Raw genomic sequence first — 24,395 nt, 5'->3', positions numbered from 1 at the left:
AAAGAAATTCCATGCCTAAACCCTCAGGGGCGCCTCAGGAATTCCCAACTGTAGTTCCTGCAGACCCTCAATCAGATTCTCCTGCGGCTCAGTCCGCCTCCTCCGCCACAGATTCTCCTGCGGTTCTTCCCACGAGTTCAGCTCCCGGAAACCGCAGTATTGCGAGGAATAATTCTCCTTCCGAGGCTCCTTCTGGAGGTCGATTCTCCCGCATCCTTGCTCTTTCGGGCTGGGGTTTCGTCCCGCTGGGGCTTTTTGCCCGGCTGCCACTCGCTATGCTCAACGTCGGTGTCCTCACCCTAGTCACCGCCGTCAGTCACTCCTACGCCATTGGCGGATTTGCGGCCGGAGCTGCCGGTATTGGTTCCGCAATGGGCGCGCCCTTGCTCGGCTTTGCTGCGGATCGGATCGGGCAGAAGCCGGTATTGATCACCGCCGCTGTGGCTAATACCGTTTTGCTGGGCGCTGTTATTGTTCTGAGCTACCTGATCGCCGGCAGCGCAGAGGGTTTCACCCCTACAGCCACCGTCCTGCTTCTGGTTTCCGCCTGGCTGGCTGGTGCCAGTTCACCTCAGGTCGGACCGCTGGCCAGGGTGCGTTGGATGGCATTGGTTCGCAAGGTGCCGGAATCCCGTAGGGACGGCGCTTTGGATACCGCTCTGTCCTATGAGAGCACCGCGGATGAGCTAACCTTCGTGCTGGGACCGGCCCTGGTAGGCATAGTTGCCGCACTGATCGCACCCTGGCTACCGCTCGTGATTGCCGCGATCTTGACCCTCACGCTGGTCAGCGCCTTCGCCGTCCACCGCACTGTACTAGCCGTTTCGGCGCAGCGCGGCGGGAAGATCGCCCCTGGGCTGCAGGAAGCTCGGGATCGTTGGCTCTGGCTGAAGGTTTCAATTCCGGTGTTGGGTATGGTCTGCATGGGTACCTTCTTCGGCTCCACCTTGACCTCCTTGAGCGCTTTCACCGGAACGGTGGGTGCCGAAGCAGGCGGTTCCGAGCTGGCAGGTCTGCTTTACGCCGTGATGGGCTTGAGCTCCGCCGCCGCCGCGCTTTCGGTAGCCTTCTGGCCCAGGGCCTTTGTTCAGCGTTGGCGTTGGGTGGTGCTCGCAACCTTGATGACCGCTCTGGTAGGACTTTTGCTGCTGCCTTCCGATCTTCCGGGCATGATGCTTGCCTTGTTCCTCCTTGGCTTACCTGTTGGCCCAACCATGGTGACGATTTTTAGTATCGGTGGAATGGTGGCCCCGCGACGCTGGCTGGGTACCGTGATGACGGCGCTTGCTAGCGGCATTGTGGCGGGAACCGCCATCGGCTCATCGATCTCCGGCTCGCTGGCGCAGAGCCAGAGCTACCACCAAGCTTTTCTGGTACCTGTCGGGGCAGCGGTGGCTCTGCTGCTCCTGGGGCTGCTGACTGCGCTCAGCCTGCGGGTCAAGAACCGGGACGCGGTGTGAATCGCCAGTGCCGGGCGCTCAGCGCAACAGGGTGGAAATCTTGTCGGCGGACTCAGCAAGCCGGGCTCCGACCTTCGCTTCTGGCAACTCGCTGCGAATGTAAACCACAGCAAGTGCTGCGGGCTTGCCGCCGGGAATTCGGATCGGGGCCGCCATCGAATTCAAGCCGGGGATGACCTCATCGTGACTGAGTGCATATCCGGCCGCTCGGGCGGCCGTGACCTCGGTTCGATAAGGCTGTCCGGGAGCTAGTCGGTTCCACTGTGCCGGATCCATCGCGGACTGGATGGCTATTCCCGGTGCCCCGAGTGAGAGCGGGTGCCGGGTTCCCGGACGCTGTGCCACGGTTGCCCCGGTGTGTGGAGGTTCAACGGTGACCAAGGTGACACAATCCAGCCGATCCCAGACGCCGATAAACGCCGTCATCCCTAATTCCTCGGCCAGCCGATGAAGTTCGGGAAGAGCCACGGTTTGCAAATCTCGGGAGACCGAACGAGCCAGGATCGCCAGCCCAGCACCCGGTGTCACTCGCCCGGCGTCATCGCGTAATACGAGCGAGTGATCCTCTAAAGTACGGAGGATCCGGTAGGCAATAGAGCGGTGTACTCCCAGTTCAGTGGCGAGCTCCGCTATCGTCATAGGAGTACCGGCCTGCGCCAGGATTTCTAATAACCGGATTCCCCGGGAGAGAGTTTGCGAGTGAGCTGGGGCCTTCGACTCGGGGTCCACCATGATCGCTCCTAGCTCTTGTGATCCGACTCAGCCAATGGGTATATTCATTATTAGCACATAGTGTTCGATATTAGAACATTCTTTGGGGGTTTGCAGTGTTATTGATCAGAGAGCAAAGAGCATGACGGACGCAGCTGAATACCAGAGCAGGACGATACGTCCACGCGAACATCACTTCCGCGGCTCACTGGGCAGATTTGCAACCGGAGTTGCTATCGTCACCTTCGACGGTGTTTCGAAACGGCACGGCATCACCGTTAATTCCTTCACCTCGGTCTCGATGGAGCCCCCGCTCGTGCTTGCCTCGATTGCCCGGAGCACCAAGGCACACAATGAATTGGCTGAGCGGCCTTTTACGGTCAATATTCTCGGTGCCGAGCAGCAGGGTTTGGCTATGCATTTTGCAGGTCGCCCACAAGCCACCGAACCACGCTGGGTTGAAGGCCAAGTGGCTCCCCGGCTAGCCAATGTTCTGGCCTTCTTTGAGTGCACTCCCTGGGCGGCTTACGACGGCGGCGACCACACTCTCTATCTCGGCGAGGTGGTGGATTTCAGCTACCGTAACGGCGATGCCCTGGCCTTCGCGCATTCCCGGTTCACCACCATCCCGGAGAGCCAACTCGGTATGGAGGACTTGCTCTAACTCCGCACCGACACCGACACCGAACTTGCCTACCTAACGAGCGGTCGCCGTCGCGCGCTCTCAATGGCGCAGTAAGGTAGGAACCATGGGGATCCGTACCGGCCAGCAATATCTGGACAAGCTCAATTCAATGCGACCGCACGTGGTGATTGATGGCGAGGTGGTGAGCGAAAATATTGCCGAGCATCCGGCGTTTAGAAACGTGGCACGCAGTTACGCCAAGCTCTTCGATATGCAGCACGACCCGAAATACCAGGACGCCTTGACCTACATCTCGCCCAGCACCGGCGATAGGGTCAGCGCCTCCTTCCTGGTGCCACGTAGCCAGGAGGATCTGGCGCACCGCCGGGCCGCAATCTCTACCTGGGCCGAATACTCTCACGGTTTCCTGGGCCGCACCGGCGACTATATGAACTCTGCGTTGACCGCCCTGGCGTCGGCCGAGAAGTGGTTTGCTAAAGCTGATCCGCAATTCGGGGAGAACATCCGCAATTACTACGAGTTCTGCCGGGAAAACGATCTGCTGCCCACGCATACCCTGATCCCACCGCAGGTCAATCGTTCGGTCTCCGGTTCAGAGCAGCTTGGTGGCCAGCTAGCGGCTCGGGTCGTTGAGGAGCGCGAGGACGGCATTGTGGTGCACGGCGCCCGGATGCTGGCTAGCATCACCCCGATTGCCGATGAACTACTGGTCTTCCCCTCCACCGTGCTTCGCGGGACCCCCGAAGATGCGCCGTATTCCTACGCCTTTGCGCTGCCGAACGATGCTCCGGGATTGCGTTATCTATGCCGTTCCTCGCTTTACACCGGTAAGAGCCTGCACGATGAGCCCTTGGCCGGACGCTTCGAGGAGATGGACTCCGTCGTGGTCTTCGATAACGTCTTTGTGCCCAAGGAACGCATTTTCATGTTGGGCCATCCGGAACTCTGCAATGCTTTCTATTCGGAGACTGGCGCCGCTGCCTTAATGACTCATCAGGTGGTGACCCGGACGATTGCTAAGAGCGAGTTCTTCCTGGGCCTCGCCTCAGAGCTGGCGGCTTCGATTGGGATTGACGGCTTCCAGCACATCCAGGAGGACCTCTCCGAACTGATCCAGACCGTGGAGATCGGCAAGGCGCTGATGCGTGCCTCAGAAGCTGATGCCAGTCCGAGCGAGGACGGCGTGATGCTGCCGAAGTGGAGCACCTTGAACGCGGCTCGTAACTGGTACCCCAAAGTGGCACAGCGTTTCCCCCAGATCATCAGGAAGTTCTCCGCCTCCGGTCTAATGGCGCTGCCGGGCGAAGCCGATGTACACAGCGAGGCGCTGCCGGATATCGAGCTGTATCTGCAGGCTAAGACTCTGACCGGTCCCGAGCGAGTGCGACTGTTCAAACTGGCTTACGATGCCTCGATCTCCTCCTTCTCCGGACGGCAGGCGCTCTACGAATACTTTTTCTTCGGGGATCCGGTACGGATGGCCGGGGCGATGGTGAACTCTTACGACGCCGGTCCGGTGCGGGCTCGAGTGCGAGAGTTCCTGGAGCGCGAGGACTGAGTTAAAGGTTTTTGGTTCAGAATTTCCTCGGGGTCGGGGTCGGGGTCGGGGTCGGGTTCGGGTTCGGTTTCTGGGTCGGTTCCGACGCGGGTGTAGCCATCCCCACTCAGTTGGACTTCTCAAGGGGATGGGGCGGTGGAACCCACTGAGTGTTTTGACTCGGCGGGTTCTGCTTTTGAGAAGTACGCTAAACGGATGAGTTTTTTCGCTCCCTTCGATGCGGCGCCTTCGCTCCGCGAGCCAGCCCTCGACGTCGTGCTTCGCCGTGTCGGGGAGGGTGATGTGGAGGCCCTGGTAGAGATTGAGGGGCAAGTTCGCGGTACCGAGGCGCAATCCTTGCGGGACGGCTTTAGCCGGAAGCTCTCCAAGGGGAACTCGGCGATTTTTGTCGCGGAGTACGCTTCGATTCTGGGTTATTCCGAGGTAGCTTGGCTGTCCGACGACGGCGGCCAGGCACCTGAGGGCTACTACCTGGTGGGATGTACCGTGCCTTCGAAATGGCGGCGACGGGGGATCGGTCGACTGTTGACTCAGATCCGACTGGAGTGGATTGCTGAGCGAAGTCCTAAGGCTTTGTATTTCGCCAATGCCCAAAACCTGGCCTCGCTGGCCATGCACCAGGAATTCGGTTTTACCGAGGTCGCTCGTGGCCCCCGTTTTCAGCGCACCGAATTCACCGGCGGTGAAGGCATCCTCCTCCAAACTCCCCTCCCCAACCCCAATTTTTTACCCAGCTATCCCACTGAGTGATGCTGGAGTGGCAGGAGCACACCGTTTTAAGCAACATCTGCACCACTGTTAACACCCAGTGGGACAACTGGGTATAGAGACTGGGGTGTTGGTGGGGGATTTTTTGGGGGAGTGGGAAACTTTTGTCGATTTTTAGGCAGAAGTTGACCATTTTCTCCGATCTTATGATTGTCTATAACACGAGGCAGTCCAACGGTGGATGCTGGTCGGGCGAGAGGTTGAGGGCATGAAGAATTCTGCACGGGAGTTGGGCGCTCCTTTGCGCGCTGGAGTCATCGGAATCGGTTGGGCTGGCCAGGCACATATGGAGGCTTATCAGGCGATGGACGGCGTTGAGCTGGTCGCCATCGCCGGGATGGAAGAAGAGGTTCGTGCCAAGCTCGGCGAGAGCTTCGGATTGAAACGTCTTTATGGTCCCTGGCAAGAGATGATCGCCGATGGTGAGCTTGATGTGATCAGTGTTGCGGTACCTACCTTCTTGCACGCTCCGATTGCGGTTGCCGCTCTGGAGGCGGGCATTCATGTGCTGAGTGAGAAGCCGATGGCTCGCACCGCTGAGGAAGCACTGAGCATGGCCGAAGCCGCGCGACGAGCCGGCAGAGTGCTCGAAGTTGCCTTCAACCATCGACGTCGCGGCGATGTGACCGTGCTCAAGCAAGCGATTGACGCCGGTGAGCTTGGCCGTCCGTACCACGCTCGGGCATTCTGGATGCGCCGGGAAGGCATCCCCTCCTTGGGTAGTTGGTTCACCAATCAGGAGATGTCCGGAGGTGGGCCGCTGATCGACATAGGCGTTCACGTGCTGGACTACGCTCTGCATCTGCTCGGGGAGCCCGAGGTGCACTCGGTATCCGCGGTGACCCACTCCGAGCTCGGTGTCCGGGGGCTGGGAGGCTCGGATTGGGCAGCCCGTCAGAATGTGAATTCAGCCTATGAGGTAGAGGATCTGGCGAGTGCGTTGATCCGTTTCGACAACGGTGCCTCGCTGATCCTGGAGACCTCCTGGGCAGCATACCGAGCCAGCGGAGATGAATTTGGCATTACTCTCTACGGCACCGACGGCGGTGCCGAGATGCGAGTGGTGGACTACGAAACGGATGTTCCGGTGAAGATTTTCAGCGGCGAGGGCAAGGAGCTGGCAGACCACGAGCTGACCCCGGTGGCTAATGGAAATCACCAAGCCGTGGTGGAAACCTTTATCGCCCATGTTCGCGATCAGGGCAGTTGGGCAGAGCACGACGGCTCGATCGGACTGAAACGGGCGGTCATTATCGATGCCTGTTATGCCTCGGCCACTTCCGGCAGCGAAGTTCTGATGGATCAGCAAGGGAGCGTCAAATGAGTATCCGAGTCACCATTTGGAACGAGAACGTCCACGAGACCACCCAACCGGATATCGCTGCGATCTACCCGGAGGGCATCCACGGTGCCATTGCCGAAGGGCTGAGCGGCTTATTAGGTGACGAGGTGGAGCTGCGAACCGCTACCCTGGCCGAGCCGGAACACGGCTTGAGCGAAGAGGCTCTGCAGAACACCGATGTGCTGCTCTGGTGGGGACATCTGGCGCATGACCAGGTGAGCGACGCCGTCGTCGAGCGCGTGCATCAGCACGTACTCTCGGGGATGGGCATCCTGGTGCTGCATTCCGGGCATTTCTCCAAGATCTTCAAAAAACTGATGGGAACCACCTGCTCGCTGGCTTGGCGCAATGAGGCAGAACGGGAACTGGTTTGGACGGTGGCTCCCAGCCACCCGATTGCTCAAGGAATCGAGCAGCCGATCATCGTCGGCCAGCAGGAGATGTACGGTGAATTCTTCGACATCCCGGCTCCCGAGGAATTGGTCTTCATCAGTTCCTTCGCGGGCGGCGAGGTGTTCCGCTCAGGAGTGACCTATACCCGTGGTCGAGGCAAGGTCTTCTACTTCAGCCCGGGCGATCAAGAATATCCGGTTTATCAGCAGGAGCAGATTCGCAAGGTGCTGGCCAATGCGGTGCGCTGGGCAGCGCCAAGCAGCACGGAACGGCAAATCCCAGAGGTCAGCAATCCAGGGACGGGCTGGTTCGAGCGGCGCTGAGTAACAGCCGAGAGAGAAACTCAGAGAGTTAGTCCGCGCAGCAGCCGCCCTCGGCAGCACCGTGCTTGGCAGCACCATCCGGCAAATCCAGAGCTGGGTTCTGATCCAGGAAGCCATAGGGCTTGAACATGAATCCGGAGTAGTCCACCGGCATGATCGGCCAATCCTCGGTGCGCGGAATGTGGGTCGGCCCGAAGACATGCCAGAGCACTAGATCGGTGTTCTGCAAGTCCCGATCGGCTGCGGTCCAGCGTTTCAGCCCATCCCCGACGTGCTGATTGGGGTAGTCACCGGCCGGGAAGCGTTCGGCCGGGTCGAATGGAGTCACCCAGAGGTGCTTGGTAGCGAAGGCGGCACGCTCGGCCACCGAAGAACCCGGCTGAGCCATCAGGGTAGGTCCGGGCTGCGGAATCAGATGGTACGACGTCGGCTGGCCAACTCGGTTGAGTCGGTTCGGGTTGGTCACGTACCAGGACCGGCCGACGGCGGTATCGGCCAGCCGGGACGCCTCGGACTCCCGGGCTAAAACGGTGCGCCGATGGGTGAAGGCATTGCCATAAGGATTCTCGGGCCCCATCGGAATTCCTACCACCTCGCCTTCCTCCACCGTGTTCTCCAAACCGTCGATAGCGACATCAAGTCGGGCGCAGAACAAGTGCTGATGCACCGGGGCAATCACGCCGGGAGCGACCTCCGGGGCGTGCCGATTGGGAACGCCTGGAAGGGTGGCTCCGGCGAAAACAATGCCGGTGGCCTTGGCTTCTACCTGAATAGTTCCATCCAGGTAGAAGTACCAGAAAAAGCCGTAATCGTAGTTTCCAATGGTGGCAAAGTAGGAGATCACCAATCGCCGGGACCGCCGCACCACGGAGTCTTGGCCCGGTTCGGTGTGCTTCCAGAGAATGCCGTAATCCTCCTCGTGCATGCAGATCACCTGCGGGATTTTCACCGGATTGCCGTGATCATCGGCGACAAAACCGTCGAAGTAGTGAATCACGCCCAGGCAATCACATCCCAGTTTGAGCGAATTCGCATTCTTGCCCAGCAGGTACTCACCGGCGTCGAAATAACTGATCCAGAACCGGGTATTAGTGGTGTCACCGTAAGGCACTACCATCTCCGGCACCGAGGCTCGGTAAAGCACCGAGCGATCTTCCTCGCCATCACGGAAGGTCACGGTGTTCAGCACCAAGCCTTCCTTGGCGTTGAAGCCGACGCGCAGTTTCCAGTTCTCCCAGCTGACCTGATTCCCATCCACCTGGAAGCTCGGGCCCTCCGGTTGGCTGATTTCGATCGGTTTGAGTGAGGTTCTGGCCGGGCCAGTGAATTCCGGGGTGTAATTCCCCTCGGCCGCAGGCACAGGAATATCACCGTCGTCCTCCACCCGAATCACCCGCCGCTCGGTGAGGTCAATATGCACAATGAGGCCCTCGACGGGATGCGCCCAGGGACTATCCCCTGGAAAGTTACGCATAAACGTTAGCGAGCGGACCACCCGCCGGCCCACCTCGTCTGCCCGGCCAAAGGAGCCCGGAGCCAGCGGGGCGGCAAAAGCATTCTCCAGCTCGGTCAACCCGCGCCGGGCCATCGCTGCCTGCCACTGCGGATCGGCCTTGACGATTTCGGCAGCCAGATCATATTCCTCGAAGAGGTATTGCGGCTGTCCATAAGGGTGTTCATGACTGTTCAGCGGAATCCAGGAAATCAGTTCCGCGGCGCTGACCGAGACCACGGCTTCGGCTGCGGCCCCGGTTGCGGTGTCCAGCACAGTCAGTACCAAACGGCGTTCGACGGCGTCTCCCGCGCGGTGGGAGAGTACCGTCGCCTTTTCCGGTTCCACCGGAAGTACCTGCGGGAAGCGACTGGTCTCGGTGAGCTTCCCGGCGTCTTGCAAGATTTGGCGCGCAGCCGAGATCTCGACCGCGCTCAGTGGATCGAGCGGATGCGGATGAGCCGAGGGATGCGCAACCGTTCCGGGCTGAACCGAAGTGGCGGAGTGACAGTGACAGTTTTCCATAGCGGTTCGCTCAGTATCCGTAGTGTAGCCAGACGGCCTTGGTCTCAGTGTAGGCATCGATGGCCTGCGGTCCCATTTCCCGGCCCCAGCCGCTGGCCTTGTAGCCGCCCCAAGGAGCGGCCATATCGGGAATGGGGGGCATATTGACGAACACAGCACCCGCTCGGATGCCATTGGCCAGGCGCTGGGAGGTGGCGATGTCCTTGGTCCATACCGTGGCGGCCAAGCCGTATTCGGTGTCATTGGCACGCGCGATCAGCGAATCCAACTCATCCGGTCCATCGTAGGAAAGTACCGAGAGAACTGGACCAAAGATTTCCTCGTGCACAATAGACATCTCATCGCTTACCCCGGCAAAAACCGTGGGCTGGAAGAAATAACCATCCCGGTCCGCGCGCTGCCCACCTGTGACAAGTTCGGCACCTTCCTTCCGGCCGGTTTCTACCAGGCGCTGAACATGACCCAGATGCTTTTCGGAGACCAGGGGACCAAGTTCGGTGCCCGCATCCAGGCCGGAACCGAGCTTCATACCGGATACCCCGCGAGCCAGTTTCTCGACGAATTCCTGTTCACGTTTCTTATCCACGTAAAAGCGGGTGTAAGCGGCGCAGACCTGGCCGCTATTGAGAAGGCCGCCGGCGAGATTCCCCGCCACCGCAGCATCAATATCGGCATCCGCAGCGATAATGCTGGGGGCCTTTCCACCCAGTTCCAGGGTGAGCCGCTTGAGATTGGACTCCGCGCTAGCCTTGGCAATCAACTTGCCGACCGCCGTCGAACCCGTATAGGAGAGGTGATCCACTCCGGGGTGAGCACTCAGCAATGCTCCGGTTTCACCGCCACCGGTCACCAGATTGATCACCCCGGGCGGGAAGCCAGCTTCTGCGGCCAGTTCAACCAGCCGAACGCTGCTCAACGAGGTGACCTCGGAGGGCTTGATCACCACGGTGTTCCCGGTGGCCAGAGCCGGTGCGAGCTTCCAGGCCAGGATCATCAGCGGGAAATTCCACGGCGTAATGAGGGCATTGACGCCGATCGGTTCCTTACGGGTGTAATGCAAGGTCTGCGGGAACGAGATGGGTGAGGTGGTGCCTTCGATCTTGGTCACCCAACCGGCGTAGTAACGGAAGTGCTCGGCCGAGCCGCGCACGCTCACCTCACGGGACACCCCCAGCGGCTGACCTTGATCGCGGGTTTCTAAGATAGCGAGTTCCTCGGCGTGGGCATCGATCAGATCCGCCAGCCGGAAGAGCAACGCTGCCCGCTGCACCGGCAGCAGATCCCGCCACTCGGATCCATTGAAGGCGCTGCGAGCCGCGGTCACGGCATCATTGACTTGCCCAGTCGAGGCCTGGGCTACCTGCTCAAAAACCTTGCCCTGAGCTGGATCATAACTTTCGAAGGCTGCTGAGTCGCCATCGACCCATTCGCCGCTGATGTAGAGCTTCGTTGCCACCTGACACTCCTCGTCTGATGCCGTACTTTCGGATGTCCTCCTTCAGTATTGTCGGCTCCGGCGCGGATGCTGTTGTCTGCTGGCGAAGGTGCCTTGACTGTGCGTGAACACCTCCTGAGGCGAAACTGCGCTTTGGGTCAAGAGTTCTTCGCCCTGTGGCAACAATTCTGGCTTCAAGCACCTAAGACTTGAGGCAGATGGAGGGCTTGCCTTTGCGCCGTTCATCGACAGACCCCTTTGGAGAATGGACGACGATGACAATTTCCACCGGTTCAGCCAGCCCCTCGAGCGGCACCGAGCCCGGCGGCACCTTGGCACGCAATTCACTCGGCGTTGCGGGCATCGTGTTCTTGGTGTTGGCCGCCGTCGCCCCGTTGACCGGCATTGTGGTGATCGCGACCTTGGGCATTGCGCTCGGCAACGGTGGCGGAATGCCGGTTTCGTTTCTGATTGTCACGGTCATTCTGTTGCTTTTCGCGGTGGGTTACGCACAAATGTCTAAGCAATTGGTCAGTGCCGGGGGCTTTTATGCCTTTGTGCTGAAGGGACTGGGCAGACCGGCAGCCATTATTGCCGGTTATATCGCGCTTCTGGGATACAACTGTTTCGTTGCCGGGGCAGTGGGTACCTCGGGCTTTTTTACCGCGAGCGTGTTGAAGGACCTCACCGGCTGGGATACTCCCTGGATTCTCTGGAGCCTGGTTTCCGCCGTTGCGGTGTTCTTGCTCAGCCGCCGGGGGATCGACGTTTCCGCCAAAATACTAGGTGTTTGTTTGGTGCTGGAGGTGACAATCTTGCTGGTCTTCGACCTGCGAGTCTTATCCAGTACCGGATTCAGCTTCGAAGTCTTCGCACCCGAGGTAGTCTTCTCCGGCTCGGCGGCTCTTGGTCTGTTGTTCGCAGCCAATGTCTTTATTGGCTTTGAGGCAACCGGGCTGTTCAGCGAGGAAGCTCGGAAGCCGTTGACCACCATTCCGCGGGCTACCTTTGTGGCGATTAGTTTTATTGGTGTTTTCGCGGCCCTCACCAGCTGGGCGATTGTGAGTGCCACCGGGGTGAAAGCAGCCCAAGGTGCAGCCCTGGATCATCTGGCTACCGGAGATCTGGTCTTCAGCCTGGCGCATGATTATTTGGGGGATGCGCTTACGAAAACCATGATGGTGTTGCTTTTGGTCTCGCTTTTTGCGGCGCTGTTGGCGCTGCACAACTCCACCACCAGGTATCTATTTGCCTTCGGCCGAGTTGGAATTCTGCCCAGATCGCTAGGCCGGACCCGGGGCAATTCCGGGGTTCCGCAACTGGCTAGCCTGGTGCAGATCTGTTTTGCGGTAGCAGTGGCCTTGCTCTACTTTGTGCTCGGACTCGATCCGATCGCGGCACTGACCGCCTCGATGACGGGGCTGGGCACCCTGGGGATTCTGACCCTGCAACTGCTGGCCGCCGTCGCTATTGTGGTCAGTTTCCGGCGGCAGGGCGATCGGCGGATCTGGCGCACCTTGGTGGCTCCGGGACTTGGCGCCCTGGGCTTATTCGGCATCGTTTTCCTGGTGGTGCAAAACTTTGGTTTAGTAGCCGGTTCGGACAGCGCGCTGGTGGCACTCCTGCCGCTACTGCTTCCGCTGTTGGCGATTGCTGGTGCGGTGGCCAGCTGGTGGCTGAGGCGCCATCGCCCCGAACTTTATGCGCAGCTGAATCGAGATCTCGATCGCGTCGCCGAGAGCCGCGTTGCCGAGGACCCGGCCGCGGACTCGGCCGCCGAGCAGCCACTGAGCTGAGCGGCTAAGCAGTAGGTAGCGTGGCGATCATAAAGCCCTGGGCTTCCTTGTCGATATTGCGGGCGGCCCGAAACACCTCGACGTCGAGGCTGAAGCCGGAGGCAAGCAGAGCCTTCCGGACCGAGTCCAATGTATGCAGCTGGACGCAATAGGAAACGTCGTGACCATAGGCGTGCGTAATGGCTCTTTGGCCCTGCCCAACCTTGAAACCTAGAAGCAGCGAGCCACCCGGACGCAGGACGCGTCGGAACTCTTGCATCATGGCGGCCAAGCCCTCGGCGGGAGTGTGGATGATGGAGTACCAGGAGAGGACTCCGTCGAAGGACCGATCCGGATAGGGCAGGTCATTGAGGTTCCCCACCTGGTATTGCTGGCTGGGGAAGCTCCGCCGCGCGATGCGGATCATTTCCGCGGACAGATCGATGCCGCTTAGATTCAGATCAAATCTCTCCAAGATGGCGGCCATCCTGCCGGCACCGCAGCCCGCGTCAAGGACGCTGCGATTCGTGGTTGAGCTCATCCGCTGGGCGAATTCTTCGAGCACCGCTAAGTCCAGAGCTGCCTCGTAACGCGCGTCCGGTAGCAGCTCGGCATAACTTTCCGCCACGGTGTTGTAGGCGTTCTCTACCGATGCATATGCTGGCGGGTTTCCCATCGCCCCAGGCTATGTCAGGCCTGCGAGTCAGCCGATGAGGGTAACCGGCGTGCCCGGTTTTTGATTGCCGTGATCACCTTGGTCTTAGCGTCGGCGTAGGCGTTCATATCCGCCCACTCCTGGCTAACTAGCTCGCGTTTGACCCGCTCGTACAGCGCCCGGTCTGTTTCATCGCTCCGAAGCCGGTGGCGCAGCAGCAGGTAGTCCTCCACCGCCGGATCGCCCGTGGGGAGCAGATGGACGTGCACGTCGCGTTCCGGGGTTCGAAGCATCCGGTGCCCTGGTTCACGGACTCGTAGTTGATAGCCAAGGGCCAGGAGCTGATCCAGATAGTTCTCTTCGGCGGTAATGTCCGCCACCGTGACGAGTACGTCAATAATCGGCTTAGCTCCAAGCCCCGGAACCGAGGTCGAGCCAATATGCTCAATCAGCTTCGCGGTACCCCCGAGCGCAGTGGCGATGCGATCCCGATGCTCCTGATATTGGACGGGCCAGGCAGGATTGTAGTCTTCGATGATCAGGGCACGCTTTTCAATACCGCCAATCAGCTCGGTCTCCGTAACATCGGGGCGTCGCTGGTTTTGCAGAGGTTCTTGAGGCATCAGAGCATCATAAGCAGCAAGTGTCCCGATTCTAAAGCCTCAACCCGCTTGAAACACCAGCTCCCCGGCAAACCAGGTCTGCAGGGTCTTGGTCTGTACCAGCTGCTCGGCAACCGTTTCGAAGGGATTGCGATCCAGCACCACGAAGTCCGCCGATTTACCCGGCTCCAGGGACCCGGTCAGTTCCTCTAAGTGCATCGCGTGAGCGGCTGCCGTGGTGTACACGGTAAGGGCTTCACTAAGATCCAGAGCCTGTTCCGGCCAGAGCGTGTCGGGAAAAACACCGCTCGGATCGGCGCGGGTCACCAGCCCCTGGATTCCCTCCCAGGGGTTCGGCGAGACGCTCACCGGCCAATCGGAGCCCCCGGCGAGTAGTGCTCCGGCATTGAGCAGGTCCCGGTTAGGTTGCATCCGAACGGCGCGTTCGGCCGGCAGCACGGTTTTGATCGCCTCCGCGATCACGCCCGGGAACCAGAGCGGAGGCGAGATATCCGCATGTACCCCCAAGGCGGCAAAACGGGGAATATCGTCGGGGTGTACAAACTGACCGTGCGCTATCTGATAGCTGGTCTCGGTAAAGCCCTCCGCACGCAGAACCTCGACGGCGTCCAGTACCAGACGTACCGCGGCGTCACCGGTGCAGTGGATCTTTGCGGAAAGGCCTTGTTCACCGGTGCGGCGTAACCAATCCAAGAGCTCCCCAGGCCCGAGTGTGGGGTGGCCTAAGAAGTGGTCGCCATGTTGCTGATCCGGAAGATAGGGTTCCAAGAAGGCGGCGGTACGTGAGGGCGGCACCCCGTCTAAGAAGATCTTCACAAAATCGGGCCGATGATGCAGGGAACGGAACTCTTCGCCGTGTTTGATCAGTTCGTTGCCCACCGGATCAGCCCCGAAAATGAAGTCATTGATCAACATCGAACTGACCACCCAGGCCTTGAGGCCCCCGGCCTCGTCCAACTGCTTGAGCGCGCGCATGGTGGGCAAAGAAGCCGCCGCGTCCTGAAAAGCGGTGATGCCGTGGGAGTGCAGGATCTCGATGCCGCGAGCGCTCGCCCTGGCCGAATCCTCCTGACTGAGTTGATCCACCGCAGCCCGGGCCTGTTCTACTAGCACTCCGGCGGCTTCAATCAGCACCCCGGTGGGGTTGCCTTGGGGGTCGCGGAGAATCTGGCCGCCGATGGGGTCGCTGGTGCTGCTATCGATGCCAGCCAAACGCAGCGCCGTCGAATTGGCCCAGCGGTTGTGCTTGCTGTCATCCGTTAGTAGTACCGGATGGCCTAGGCTGGCTGCATCCAATTGACTCAGCACTTCCGCGGAGGACAATTCGTTGAGCAGTCCGCTGCCCACGCTGCCGCCGAAGACCCAGGCGCCCTCGGGCAGTTGTTCGGCCCAAGCGGAAACGGCCGTCAGGACTTCCGGCAGGCTTGCGGTGGGTAGGAAGCTGCAATCGAAGAGGTCGGCGGCACCGGCCAGGAAATGGTGATTGTGGACATCGTGTAAGCCGGGCATCACAAAGGCGCCGTGTAGATCAATTCGCTCCGCCTCGCCGTCGTACCTTGCCTCACCGTCCAGGGACGCCTCATCTAGGCCAATAATCCGGCCCGCCGAAACGGTCAGTGAACTGGCCCAAGGTCGCCGGGGGTCCTGAGTCCAAATCCGGGCGTTGCCGAAGATCTGTACGCTCACGAGGCGTCCCACTGGGCGGGTTCGTAGGGCTCCGGATGTGAGGTAACTGAGATCAACTTGCCATAGGCTCCGAAGCTAAAATGCACGGCAACGGTGCCTGACTCATCCCAGCCGAAGAGCGCACCGTGCGATCTAATGTTGTTGACGTCGCGGTGATCGGCCACCGTAATGGAACCGCAGGGAATCACCTTCTCGCGCCAGCTGAACAAGTAAATGCCTGGGCGGATTTCGTAGACTGTGTTCTGGTCGGTGTCGGCTAGGCCGCGCTCCGGCCCGGCCAGGCATTGCCAGGTGTACCACTGCTCACTGAGGTAAATGTGTTCATAGGCATGAGTTTCGCTATAGACCCACTGCACCCGGCGACCGATTAAGGCACGGCTAGGGGCGATTTCCGCTCCGCTCGGTTGCCGTCCAGAAATCACTCCGGGCACAAACTTATGATCGACGGCGGTCTGCCCGGCAACTGTTTGGTCCGGGTAGACCAGTCGAGCGGCAACGAAAAGAGCTCGGCCGGTCTCCAGGTCCAGGAGCAGCGAACCGGAGAACTGCAGGGCATCGTGTTGCTGCCACTGCACGTAATAGAGTTCCGGTGCCACCGCAAAGACCTCGTGTTCATCGAGGCCACCCTGCTCACCGGCCTGCCAGCGCAGCCCCTCGGTGGTGAACTCGAAGTTCTGGATTCCCTGCGCTGAATCGATCTGGTAGCTTTGGCCGTTGAGGTCCGTCACCGGGCTTGCCTTATTGGCGTCGAAGCCGGGGGCCAAGCCATCCAGGGGTAACCAGGTTGAGGTATCGGAGACATTGAGAGTCATGCTCCGAGTCTGCCCCTTCAAGAACAAGCAGTCTTGTCTGTTACGGCAATCGCTTTGACGAGTAGCGAAGAGAATTCTGCTGCCGGCCCGGTGGCTGTTCACTCCCGGACAATAGCCATGCAGCAAGGGTCAATCCGGGAGGGTGGAAGGCATGCGAGGCTGTTAGGAGGATCGGCCGCCGGGTGGTGAGATGGCTAAACAGAAAGGTCAACGAGGACTATGACGCAGACAGTGCCACAACGGGTAATCGTGATCGGGGCGGGCTCCGCCGGATCGGTGCTGACCAGGCGGTTAGTGGACGCCGGTCATCGAGTGACCCTGCTGGAGGCAGGCGGGCCGGACAACAACCCAGCGATTCACGATCCTTCTCGGGCCGGTGAACTGTGGCATAGCGCGGAGGATTGGGATTACTACACCGTGCCGCAGCAACATGCGGCGGGCAGGCGATTGCATCTGCCCCGCGGCAAGGTGCTCGGTGGCTCGCATTCGCTCAATGCAATGATCTACGTCCGCTGCGCTCCGCAGGACTTTGACCATTGGGCGGCGCTTGGTAATGCGGGCTGGTCTTGGCAGGAAGTGCTGCCGATTTACCGGAAGATAGAGAATTTCGACGGCGGAGACTCGGCTTTGCGGGCCCGCGGCGGCTTACTAGACGTACGGGCCGATTATCCACTCAACCCCATCCAACAGTCGATTATCGAAGCGGCTGTACAGTTCGGCTTAGAACACAATCAGGATTACAACGGCGATCATCTCGACGGCGTTTCTCAGGTTCAGGTGACCATGCGGAATGGTCAGCGACTCAATACCTATCTGGCTTATCTGCAACCGGTCTTAGCGGCCGAGAACCTGGTGATCCGCACCGGCGCCCGCGCCTCCCGACTACTCCTGGACAAGGGACGAATCCGTGGGGTCGAGTATCTGCTCGACGGTGAGTTGCTGGTCGAGGAAGCCGATCAGGTGTTCCTCTGCGCCGGTGCCATTGATTCGCCCGCATTATTGATGCGTTCGGGGATTGGTCCGGCAGATGAACTTCGTGCGGTGGGCATTGAGCCCGTACAAGACTTGCCGGGCGTTGGCGAAAACCTCCATGACCACTTCCTCTCGCCGGTGATTTTTAGCACCGCTCGGCAGATCATCCCGCCGCAGCCGGGGGAGTCTCCGGCGCAGAGCCATCTATTCTGGCGAAGCCAGCCCGAACTGGAGGTGCCGGATACTCAGCCGATTAATTTCAGTGTGCCGATGTATCAGGAGGGGATGAGCGGGCCGGAGGCTGGGTTCTCTCTGATGGCCGGGCTGATTGGAACCAAGAGCCGGGGGAGCATCAAGCTCTCCGGACCGGCTTTGGACGATGAGCTGTTGATTGATCCCGCCGCGCTCGCCGATCCCGAGGATCTAAGCGTTTTGGTGGCTTCGGTGCGGCAATGCCGCGAGATTGGTCAGGCGGAGGCACTCGCGGAGGATTGGGGTGCGGTCGAGCTCTACCCGGGGCCGGATACCTCCGATGCAGAGCTTGAGCAGTACGTGCGCAGCACCGTGGTGACCTATCACCACCAAGTTGGCAGCTGCAAGATGGGCGTTGATCAACTCGCCGTGGTGGATCCGCAGTTACGGGTTTACGGCGTCGAAGGGCTACGGATCGCCGATGCCTCGATCATGCCGCAGGTGACCAGCGGGAACACCAATGCACCCGTGGTGATGATCGCGGAGAAGGCGGCTGAGTTGTTCTTAGGGTCTTTGGACTAAACAGCTGTCTGTGCATGAGTTTTCCTCGCTAGTAAATTATATCGGCGCTTCGCGTTTCCTCCGAGTTACCCACAAAATAGCTGGAAACGACCTATGACTGGCGCTGCTTTTCTGTGTGTTTGAATTTCCTATGGATAAGCATTGATCATGCTTTGAACTGGTGATATCTCAGTTGATTAGCAAAGAAGATTTAGAGATTGGGGTAGCTGCCATGCGAAGGTCTCTGAATGTATTGCTACTTATCGGTGCTGTGGGTGCAGCAGGAGCTGGGATTACAGCTGCAACAATAAACGCCCCTCACCCCATATCGACTGTGTCTGACGTGGTGCCCGCCTTCTCTGCGGCACAAGCGGCGACCGACAAGATTCCAAGTTCTGTTGTGGCAGCATTCACTGGAACTGGCGCTGATCTAGCCAGTGCGAGGCTTCTAGGATCCGGGGCCAACGCAAAATACTAGGAGGTTCCTCATGGTGCTGACGAAATCTGTATCCTCACGGTTAGCTCTGCAGGTGAGCCGCTGGGGCTTGGCTGCACTAAGATCAAAGGCTTTGAAACCTACGGTCTACGCGCGACGAATAAAGATCACTCCGAGCAGGCGTGGCTCGTCTCACCCAATGGCGTCGATAAAGCACTGAAGAGCAACGACGCAGTCTCAGCAAGTGGTGCCGGCGGCGAATGGAAGCAGCTCGCACCAAACTTCCTGATTCTCAGCCCAATACAAACTAAGAAGCTTCTCAGAACAATCCATTCAAAATATTGGGGGAATCTATGAAACTGACCAAGCGATTCAGCGTTCTCGTCATCACTGTGCTTTTCGCTCTGTTCGTTGTAGCCCCGACCGCGCAGGCTTACGGCGGCGGCACATGGCAGGCGCAACCAATCAATTGCAACATGGGTACGTTCAGCGGTTCGAGCAGTTGGTATTCAGGCAATCTTGCCCAGGCAGAAACCTCTGAGAGCGGCAATTTTTGCTGGACCGGCAACCAGCAAGTCTCTGCGGCGATCCACGACAACTACCGCAAGGGCTACAACTATTCCTACGGAGCTAATTACGTCTCCACGACCTATCCTGGTGTCGCTTACTACTCAACGTGGGCGGTTTTCATCAATGGGGCAACGCTCCAGCCAAGACCACATAGCTTGTCGCCAGATATCACCGGAGCTTCCAACGTCCCTGCTACTGATTGGTCTAATGACATGCGAAAAGGGTCACTGGCGGTCTAACCGCCGTCATTGCGTGCCTATTCTTCCTAGTGATGAGTTCCCCATCAGCGGGTGCGATGGGCACAAATACCTGGCAGATGACACCCTCGGACTGCAACACGGGCACAGTGAATGGCAGCAGCACCTAGGTTGCGACAACGGTCAATCACGGCAACATCAAGGCACAAACGACCGAGAGTGGCAATTTCTGCTGGAACGGCAACCACCAAGTGTATGCGGCTGTGCGGGACAACTACCGAAATGCCTATAGCCAGACCTACGGCGCAAACTCCGTCACAAGCTACTACCCCGTTGACACCTTCAACTCCACCTGGGGCGGCTTCCATGCTTGGGGAAATGCCCCCTCACAATCCACCTGAATCTCGGCCCGCGTCTAGCGACGCAACATGTCTTCTTTATTAATCAGTAGGTTGAAGAACTAGAGGAGAAGTAGATGAGCAAAGAAAAAATACCCGCATCGAGGCCGAGCCCCCGCCGTACCTTCATCAAAGGAATGGCTGGAACCTTGGGGGTAGGCGCAATCGCAGCTGCTGGGCTTGCCTCTGGCGCGGGATCAGCTGCTGCAGACCCAGCGCACCAGCACTGTGTGAGTACGAAGATGAAACTCATTAGGATGAGTTGCATCAAAGGTGTCTGGATCGAATATTACAAGTATTACTGCACAGTCTGCCTCGATACCTGCGGTGGTGAGCTCGCAGTTAACACTTGCGTTCGCTGCTAGTAGGTTCCTGGCTTATTCGACGACTAACTAAGACTTGGAGTGCATGTCATGAAACACGAAGTATTTCTTGAATACGTTGGTGACTCGCCGTCGGGAGTATCGCCTGATCCCTCAGACCCAACGATCACGAGCCTTGAGTTCGTCCTGGACCACCACGGCGGATATACCTTTGACTTTGAGTTCGCACACGGTGTCTCGATCCCTGTCTCACTTGAGCTGTTTAGGGGCAAGGACCCCAAAACTACCTTCATCCGTCTCGGTGTGAAATCTCAAGCAGAGAGTTCAACAGACCAGGCTAAGTGGGATGCCAAGATTCTGGCACAGCCTGGAAAATCCAGCAGACACAGCTAGCAAATGATTTTCGTTAGGGCTGGGCAGACAATCTATCTCGTTGTGACTCTGCTCTTTCCTGCGATTCAAAAGTTTCGTGCCCGACAGAAGCTATCGTTCTACTACGCGGCTTTGCTGAGAATGAACGAACGTCTTGCCCTCACGTTACTGAGTGCGCTGTGCGTGGTTGAAGGACTTCTTGCGGTACTGACGGCATTCTCAGCGCTACCCCTGCTGACAGGCAGCGCCCTTATCTGCCTGTTCCTGGGCTTCATCGGCTACAGACTGTATCTGATACGACGTTTCAGCGGAACCGCATCCTGTGGATGCAGCGCCGAGGTTGCAGAGACAACACGAGCAGAAAGCTTTGGCGGACTGGCTGCTATTGGCATCATGACTATGGGTGCCATTAGCTGGACGGTTATTTCGATGTAGAGATTAAGATTTATCGGAACTGGAGGAATTCCTTTGCCGAAGGCCAGGAGTCATCGGGATTCTGTGATAGCAACCAGAAGTGGAAAACTTCCTTCAGGAGGGACAAGGAAGATTCCCTAAGAATTGATCTACCTAACTATGAAAATTTGGGACTTATATCGCTGAGTACTCACCCTCAAGTGTTGTTGAGGTTTTCGGTGGTGGATAACAGAGGATTCATGCGGATGGGACTAGTTGCTTCCGGCGGGGTTGGGGACGCAGCGGCTGCGACCATCGACGGATGTCTTGAGGTCTCCGGTGTATAGGCCAATGGTGAGTCCATTTGGTCCCTGGGCGACCGTCATAACGAGTTCGCTGGTTGTGGTGGATTGGTCGAAGGTTTGCACGGTGTAGCCGTGGGATGTATAGAGTGCTTCAACTTTTTCGCGGAGTTTTTGTCGTTCGGCGAGACTGAGCGGGCTTCTGGATCGGTAACCGCCAAACTGTTTCCCGCTACCGGTGCCTTGGAAGTTGCAGTAGCCTCCGGCTGGAACGTCTTTGTTTTCCAGTCTCCTGGTGCGAGGGCTTGGATGGTGTCGAGGAGTCCGTAGAATTCCTTGCTGGCTTCTTCGGGCGTCATGGTTGCTCCCTTTCCATCATCAGGTTTCTCGGTGCTCGGAGTGGTCGAAGACATCGGATTGTTCTCGCTGGCGGGGGTTGAAATACACCCCGTGATCAGAGCCAGGGCGGCAAGAATCGAAAGAACAGCGGGTACCCATCGCCGGGGATTTGATGGTGTTGAGGTTTTCATTCGTGATGCACCGCAGCCCTCCTTCTGCTGGGAGAGGCTCATCATTGTCCTGTTGGGTTCGGGACGCAGCGACTTTGACCGTCGACGGAGGTGTTTTGGTCTCCGGTGTGTAGGCCGATGGTGAGTCCGTTTGGTCCCTGAGCGATGGTGAGGATGAGATTGTTTGAAGCGGTTGTTTGGTTGAAGGTTTGCACGGTGTAGCCGTGGGACGTGTAGAGTGCTTCGACTTTTTCGCGGAGGATTTGTCGTTCGGCGAGACTGAGCGGGCTTCTAGATCGGTAACCTGCGAACTGTTTTCCATCGGGGTCGCCGTGTCCTTGGTAGTCGCAGTAGCCTCCGGGTCGGTAGTCTTCGCTTTTCCAGTCTCCTGGTGCCATTGCTTGAATGGTGTCGAGGAGTCCGTAAAATTCCTTGCTGGCTTCTTCGGGTGTCATGGTTGCTCCCTTTCCATCATCGGGTTTCCCGGTGCTCGGATTTGTTTGAGAGTTTGAAGGAACTGGTGGGTTGTTTTCGCTGGGCGGGGCCGAGGCACATCCCGTGATCAGGGTCAGGGCGGCAAGAATCGAAAGAGCAGCGGGTACCCATCGCCGGGGGTTTGATGGTGCTGAGGTTTTCATTCGTGATCCACCACAGGCTTCCCGGAGTTTGTTAGCTTATCGGTCAGGCCCAGAGAGACATTGGCTTGATTGATGCTGGACTCGGTGTTGTAGGAGGCGTACCCGAGGTTGCCTCCGCTTTGGAGCCAGCCGTGGTTCTCGGTAGGTAGCCTAGCCGGCCCGCTACTACTGGAGGGTGTGCCCTCGGCGCCGATTTGGGTTGCTCCGTAGCTGGGCACCGGAACGCTGAAGGAGGGGCCTGAAGGAAGTTGTACCGTTCGATAATGCGTGCCCTCGATGTGGTCCCTGCCCTGGTTGCCGATCTCGGCCACGTTATCCGTAGCGAACTTTGTCCTATACACCTCGGCTCCGGGATTTAGGTGGAAGTCTTTGACACCTGTCACGCCGTGTAGAACACCGATATCAGCGTTCAGGTTGATGCTATCCACCGGCAAGCCCTGCACCGCTGCTGCCTGAGCTGTCAACGTACCGTAGGAGAGCGCGGAGATATTATTGCTTGCAGAGTTCCCCAGATTGCTTTGCACTGCGGCCAGGGCTTTGAGGTCTTTGCTGAGGAAGTCCCCGCCGGTCTGAGCATTGGAATCGTCAAAAACAGCTATCGCCGGTGCTGGCTCGAACGCTAACCATCCCACCACCGCTAATCGCGGCGGGACACCCGCCTTGGTCGGGATAGTGGCGTCTTTCGCCGCACCATACTGCTGACGATATTGGGTATCGGCGGCTTGGGTGAGAGAGAGCATGCTCTTAGCGACCGTGGTATCAACACCGGGGATTTGGTAGGTCGTGACCTTGGCCGCATCAAGATCACCCACACTAATAGCGGCTCCTGGCTGGTCAAGGTTCAAACTAATCAACTGCTTGACGCCGCCACTTTGCCCAGGTTTCATCGCTTCCCACAATTTCTGAATCCGATCCACATAGCCCGGTTTATCAAGCCAGGCTGGTCCGACCGGATTCAAGCCCTTCGCCAGATCACGTACATAGGTGTCGAGTTCTTTCTTCATCTTGGTCAGTATTGTTTGATTGGCTTTGTCTCTGGCAGTGTAGGAAACGCCTTGTAGGTTGCCGATGATTTCGGGGTAGGCATTGATAAGGAGTTGTTGGGTTTCCCCGACCGTGACTTTCCCAGTTTTCGGGTCCACTGTTTGGCCGAGTTTCGCCCACCACTTGGCAGTATCGGCAGGGTTATAGCCTTGTTTGCTCAGAAGGTCGTAGAGTTGGGTCTTGTTGGCCGGGTTGGTGAGCCAGGTACTGAGTTGGGTGGCGTTCATCGCCGTGATGTCGTTCAACCCGATCTGGCCTGGCAGTTTAGTGAACACGGCCATACCCGCCAGGATTGGGTGGGGTTTGACCACCAGCAACGCTTTTGCACTTGCGAGGACTTCCTCGAAAGCTTTATCTGTGTTGGTGCGGGTTTGGCTCAGTTCGTCCCATCCAGCCTCAATCCGGCGAAAGAGCACCTCAGCCTGACCCGCAAGATTCGTCATCGCCGCAGAAGCCATGTCTATTTCCGGATCGGCAGCACCTGCGGCCAACTGAGACATCACGTCCTGATGATCAGCTGTCATGACCCGAAGTTTCCGGGCCTCAGTTTCGATCTCAGATAACCCGTAGTCATAGACCCGCACCCCGGTCGCTGTCTCCCGGCAAGCCTGAGCTGGGTGCTCCAGATCAGGCAATACCGCGGCAATGCCTTCATGCAAAGCATTCGCGGCAGCACCTTCCCACACCCCGTGGGCTGGAACATCCCCAGCAACTCGTTGCAAATCAAAACGCCGAGCATCCCATTCCTCGGCTTGAGACATCAGCCGCTGAGCCAGTGTGGCCAGTCCTTCTTGGTCGCCATGTTCGGGATTCAACCGGTCCCACTGACTCATTCAGAACGCCTCCACGTTCATCAGCCTAGGACCAGTCAGTGATCCGGTGAGTGCTTGGTCCGCTGCTTCAAGCTCAGCCCCAGCAACATCAGTAAAAGACGCCAGTCCCCTCAAATTCGACCCCACCATTTCGGAACATGAGTGCAAGCTGTTCAGCAACCCAGCTAACTCGGAGTCAACAGAACCATCGCCCGCATCGACGGCCGACCCACCAACAGGTAACCCGGACGCTACAGTCACCATGACAGTACGCGCCGACCAAGCGGCGTGAGTGCTGAAAACCAACCCACCCATCGAATTATCCCTTCTAAATATTCCACACAGTGTACGAAATATTCGAGGAGTGCACAAGGGCTTCCAGCAGGGGCGAAGCCCGTTGCCGTAGCCTACTTGGGCTTTGGATCGGTGAGTACGCACGCAAAACGGGCGGGGTGTCGAGCGGTTTTCTCGC

21 protein-coding genes are annotated in these 24,395 nt (G+C 58.6%); 11 read left to right on the top strand and 10 right to left on the bottom strand.

The window, feature by feature from the left end; all coding sequences use genetic code 11:
* Positions 1-11 precede the first annotated feature (11 nt).
* Positions 12-1,460 (top strand): MFS transporter, encoded by a 1,449-nt coding sequence (locus FHU41_RS04895; RefSeq protein ID WP_218846941.1) that lies wholly within the window; start codon positions 12-14, stop codon positions 1,458-1,460.
* 18 nt (positions 1,461-1,478) lie between these two features.
* Here FHU41_RS04895 and FHU41_RS04890 read toward each other — a convergent pair whose 3' ends face one another.
* A complete protein-coding gene (locus FHU41_RS04890; protein WP_179388480.1) occupies positions 1,479-2,192 on the bottom strand; it encodes an IclR family transcriptional regulator in 714 nt (237 codons plus the stop codon).
* 121 nt (positions 2,193-2,313) lie between these two features.
* On the opposite strand from FHU41_RS04890, the gene FHU41_RS04885 reads away from it, so the two are divergent.
* The 5 genes from FHU41_RS04885 to FHU41_RS04865 all read left to right on the top strand — a co-directional run bounded on the left by FHU41_RS04885 (position 2,314) and on the right by FHU41_RS04865 (position 7,201).
* Positions 2,314-2,835 (top strand): flavin reductase family protein, encoded by a 522-nt coding sequence (locus tag FHU41_RS04885; RefSeq protein WP_179388479.1) that lies wholly within the window; start codon positions 2,314-2,316, stop codon positions 2,833-2,835.
* An 85-nt stretch (positions 2,836-2,920) separates the two neighbouring features.
* Complete coding sequence (hpaB, locus tag FHU41_RS04880) at positions 2,921-4,375, top strand: 4-hydroxyphenylacetate 3-monooxygenase, oxygenase component (protein ID WP_179388478.1); 1,455 nt, start codon at positions 2,921-2,923, stop codon at positions 4,373-4,375.
* A gap of 195 nt (positions 4,376-4,570) precedes the next feature.
* The gene (locus tag FHU41_RS04875; RefSeq protein WP_179388477.1) at positions 4,571-5,125 is read left to right on the top strand and encodes a GNAT family N-acetyltransferase; all 555 of its coding nucleotides are present in this window, start codon (positions 4,571-4,573) and stop codon (positions 5,123-5,125) included.
* Between the two features lie 226 nt (positions 5,126-5,351).
* Positions 5,352-6,467 carry a Gfo/Idh/MocA family protein gene (locus tag FHU41_RS04870; protein WP_179388476.1) on the top strand — a complete coding sequence of 372 codons (1,116 nt, stop codon included), beginning with the start codon at positions 5,352-5,354 and terminating at the stop codon, positions 6,465-6,467.
* Complete coding sequence (locus FHU41_RS04865; protein WP_179388475.1) at positions 6,464-7,201, top strand: ThuA domain-containing protein; 738 nt, start codon at positions 6,464-6,466, stop codon at positions 7,199-7,201. Before FHU41_RS04870 ends, FHU41_RS04865 begins: the two co-directional genes overlap by 4 nt.
* Before the next feature lie 28 nt (positions 7,202-7,229).
* Here the strand turns inward: FHU41_RS04865 and FHU41_RS04860 are convergent, their stop codons facing one another.
* Together FHU41_RS04860 and FHU41_RS04855 are read right to left on the bottom strand one after the other, a co-directional pair.
* Positions 7,230-9,218, bottom strand: a complete 1,989-nt coding sequence (locus FHU41_RS04860; RefSeq protein ID WP_179388474.1) for a primary-amine oxidase — start codon at positions 9,216-9,218, stop codon at positions 7,230-7,232.
* A 10-nt stretch (positions 9,219-9,228) separates the two neighbouring features.
* Positions 9,229-10,674, bottom strand: a complete 1,446-nt coding sequence (locus FHU41_RS04855; RefSeq protein WP_179388473.1) for an aldehyde dehydrogenase family protein — start codon at positions 10,672-10,674, stop codon at positions 9,229-9,231.
* Between the two features lie 254 nt (positions 10,675-10,928).
* On the opposite strand from FHU41_RS04855, the gene FHU41_RS04850 reads away from it, so the two are divergent.
* Entirely contained in the window at positions 10,929-12,449 is a 1,521-nt protein-coding gene (locus FHU41_RS04850) for an APC family permease (protein ID WP_179388472.1), read from the top strand.
* Between the two features lie 4 nt (positions 12,450-12,453).
* On the opposite strand, the gene FHU41_RS04845 is transcribed toward FHU41_RS04850, so the two are convergent.
* Genes FHU41_RS04845 through FHU41_RS04830 form a run of 4 tightly spaced genes read right to left on the bottom strand, consistent with a single transcriptional unit; the run spans position 12,454 to position 16,204 of the window.
* Positions 12,454-13,104 (bottom strand): class I SAM-dependent DNA methyltransferase, encoded by a 651-nt coding sequence (locus FHU41_RS04845; protein WP_179388471.1) that lies wholly within the window; start codon positions 13,102-13,104, stop codon positions 12,454-12,456.
* Between the two features lie 14 nt (positions 13,105-13,118).
* Positions 13,119-13,706 (bottom strand): GrpB family protein, encoded by a 588-nt coding sequence (locus tag FHU41_RS04840; protein ID WP_179388470.1) that lies wholly within the window; start codon positions 13,704-13,706, stop codon positions 13,119-13,121.
* A gap of 39 nt (positions 13,707-13,745) precedes the next feature.
* Complete coding sequence (locus FHU41_RS04835; protein WP_179388469.1) at positions 13,746-15,392, bottom strand: amidohydrolase family protein; 1,647 nt, start codon at positions 15,390-15,392, stop codon at positions 13,746-13,748.
* The gene (locus tag FHU41_RS04830; protein ID WP_179388468.1) at positions 15,389-16,204 is read right to left on the bottom strand and encodes a MoaF C-terminal domain-containing protein; all 816 of its coding nucleotides are present in this window, start codon (positions 16,202-16,204) and stop codon (positions 15,389-15,391) included. Before FHU41_RS04830 ends, FHU41_RS04835 begins: the two co-directional genes overlap by 4 nt.
* A 219-nt stretch (positions 16,205-16,423) precedes the next feature.
* Here FHU41_RS04830 and FHU41_RS04825 point away from each other — a divergent pair, with 219 nt between their 5' ends.
* The 4 genes from FHU41_RS04825 (at position 16,424) to FHU41_RS04810 (ending at position 20,660) form a co-directional block, all read left to right on the top strand.
* On the top strand, positions 16,424-17,950 hold the full coding sequence (locus FHU41_RS04825) for a GMC family oxidoreductase (protein WP_179388467.1): 1,527 nt from the start codon (positions 16,424-16,426) through the stop codon (positions 17,948-17,950).
* Between the two features lie 768 nt (positions 17,951-18,718).
* A complete protein-coding gene (locus FHU41_RS04820; protein WP_179388466.1) occupies positions 18,719-19,174 on the top strand; it encodes a hypothetical protein in 456 nt (151 codons plus the stop codon).
* 769 nt (positions 19,175-19,943) lie between these two features.
* The gene (locus tag FHU41_RS04815) at positions 19,944-20,246 is read left to right on the top strand and encodes a hypothetical protein (protein WP_179388465.1); all 303 of its coding nucleotides are present in this window, start codon (positions 19,944-19,946) and stop codon (positions 20,244-20,246) included.
* Between the two features lie 3 nt (positions 20,247-20,249).
* Positions 20,250-20,660, top strand: a complete 411-nt coding sequence (locus tag FHU41_RS04810) for a MauE/DoxX family redox-associated membrane protein (protein WP_343046244.1) — start codon at positions 20,250-20,252, stop codon at positions 20,658-20,660.
* 340 nt (positions 20,661-21,000) lie between these two features.
* Here FHU41_RS04810 and FHU41_RS04805 read toward each other — a convergent pair whose 3' ends face one another.
* The 3 genes from FHU41_RS04805 to FHU41_RS04795 all read right to left on the bottom strand — a co-directional run bounded on the left by FHU41_RS04805 (position 21,001) and on the right by FHU41_RS04795 (position 23,944).
* Positions 21,001-21,492, bottom strand: coding sequence for a hypothetical protein (locus FHU41_RS04805; RefSeq protein WP_218846940.1), 492 nt, complete (start codon positions 21,490-21,492; stop codon positions 21,001-21,003).
* A complete protein-coding gene (locus tag FHU41_RS04800; RefSeq protein ID WP_179388462.1) occupies positions 21,492-21,884 on the bottom strand; it encodes a hypothetical protein in 393 nt (130 codons plus the stop codon). Before FHU41_RS04800 ends, FHU41_RS04805 begins: the two co-directional genes overlap by 1 nt.
* Positions 21,885-22,063: 179 nt before the next feature.
* Positions 22,064-23,944, bottom strand: a complete 1,881-nt coding sequence (locus tag FHU41_RS04795; protein WP_179388461.1) for an alpha/beta hydrolase — start codon at positions 23,942-23,944, stop codon at positions 22,064-22,066.
* Positions 23,945-24,395 lie beyond the last annotated feature (451 nt).

The organism is Psychromicrobium silvestre, from assembly GCF_013408295.1.
In the GTDB taxonomy this organism is placed as follows: Bacteria; Actinomycetota; Actinomycetes; order Actinomycetales; family Micrococcaceae; genus Renibacterium; species Renibacterium silvestre.
The sequence above is the reverse complement of the archived record's forward strand: the minus strand, read 5'-3'. Positions and strand labels throughout refer to the sequence as shown.

What these genes read in the sequence shown, in the direction of transcription:
- FHU41_RS04895 (WP_218846941.1), top strand. Translation starts at nt 12, where the DNA reads ATGCCTAAACCCTCAGGGGCGCCTCAGGAATTCCCAACTGTAGTTCCT.
- FHU41_RS04890 (WP_179388480.1), bottom strand. Translation starts at nt 2,192, where the DNA reads ATGGTGGACCCCGAGTCGAAGGCCCCAGCTCACTCGCAAACTCTCTCC.
- FHU41_RS04885 (WP_179388479.1), top strand. Translation starts at nt 2,314, where the DNA reads ATGACGGACGCAGCTGAATACCAGAGCAGGACGATACGTCCACGCGAA.
- hpaB (WP_179388478.1), top strand. Translation starts at nt 2,921, where the DNA reads ATGGGGATCCGTACCGGCCAGCAATATCTGGACAAGCTCAATTCAATG.
- FHU41_RS04875 (WP_179388477.1), top strand. Translation starts at nt 4,571, where the DNA reads ATGAGTTTTTTCGCTCCCTTCGATGCGGCGCCTTCGCTCCGCGAGCCA.
- FHU41_RS04870 (WP_179388476.1), top strand. Translation starts at nt 5,352, where the DNA reads ATGAAGAATTCTGCACGGGAGTTGGGCGCTCCTTTGCGCGCTGGAGTC.
- FHU41_RS04865 (WP_179388475.1), top strand. Translation starts at nt 6,464, where the DNA reads ATGAGTATCCGAGTCACCATTTGGAACGAGAACGTCCACGAGACCACC.
- FHU41_RS04860 (WP_179388474.1), bottom strand. Translation starts at nt 9,218, where the DNA reads ATGGAAAACTGTCACTGTCACTCCGCCACTTCGGTTCAGCCCGGAACG.
- FHU41_RS04850 (WP_179388472.1), top strand. Translation starts at nt 10,929, where the DNA reads ATGACAATTTCCACCGGTTCAGCCAGCCCCTCGAGCGGCACCGAGCCC.
- FHU41_RS04845 (WP_179388471.1), bottom strand. Translation starts at nt 13,104, where the DNA reads ATGGGAAACCCGCCAGCATATGCATCGGTAGAGAACGCCTACAACACC.
- FHU41_RS04840 (WP_179388470.1), bottom strand. Translation starts at nt 13,706, where the DNA reads ATGCCTCAAGAACCTCTGCAAAACCAGCGACGCCCCGATGTTACGGAG.
- FHU41_RS04830 (WP_179388468.1), bottom strand. Translation starts at nt 16,204, where the DNA reads ATGACTCTCAATGTCTCCGATACCTCAACCTGGTTACCCCTGGATGGC.
- FHU41_RS04825 (WP_179388467.1), top strand. Translation starts at nt 16,424, where the DNA reads ATGACGCAGACAGTGCCACAACGGGTAATCGTGATCGGGGCGGGCTCC.
- FHU41_RS04820 (WP_179388466.1), top strand. Translation starts at nt 18,719, where the DNA reads ATGAAACTGACCAAGCGATTCAGCGTTCTCGTCATCACTGTGCTTTTC.
- FHU41_RS04815 (WP_179388465.1), top strand. Translation starts at nt 19,944, where the DNA reads ATGAAACACGAAGTATTTCTTGAATACGTTGGTGACTCGCCGTCGGGA.
- FHU41_RS04810 (WP_343046244.1), top strand. Translation starts at nt 20,250, where the DNA reads ATGATTTTCGTTAGGGCTGGGCAGACAATCTATCTCGTTGTGACTCTG.
- FHU41_RS04805 (WP_218846940.1), bottom strand. Translation starts at nt 21,492, where the DNA reads ATGAGCCTCTCCCAGCAGAAGGAGGGCTGCGGTGCATCACGAATGAAA.
- FHU41_RS04800 (WP_179388462.1), bottom strand. Translation starts at nt 21,884, where the DNA reads ATGACACCCGAAGAAGCCAGCAAGGAATTTTACGGACTCCTCGACACC.
- FHU41_RS04795 (WP_179388461.1), bottom strand. Translation starts at nt 23,944, where the DNA reads ATGAGTCAGTGGGACCGGTTGAATCCCGAACATGGCGACCAAGAAGGA.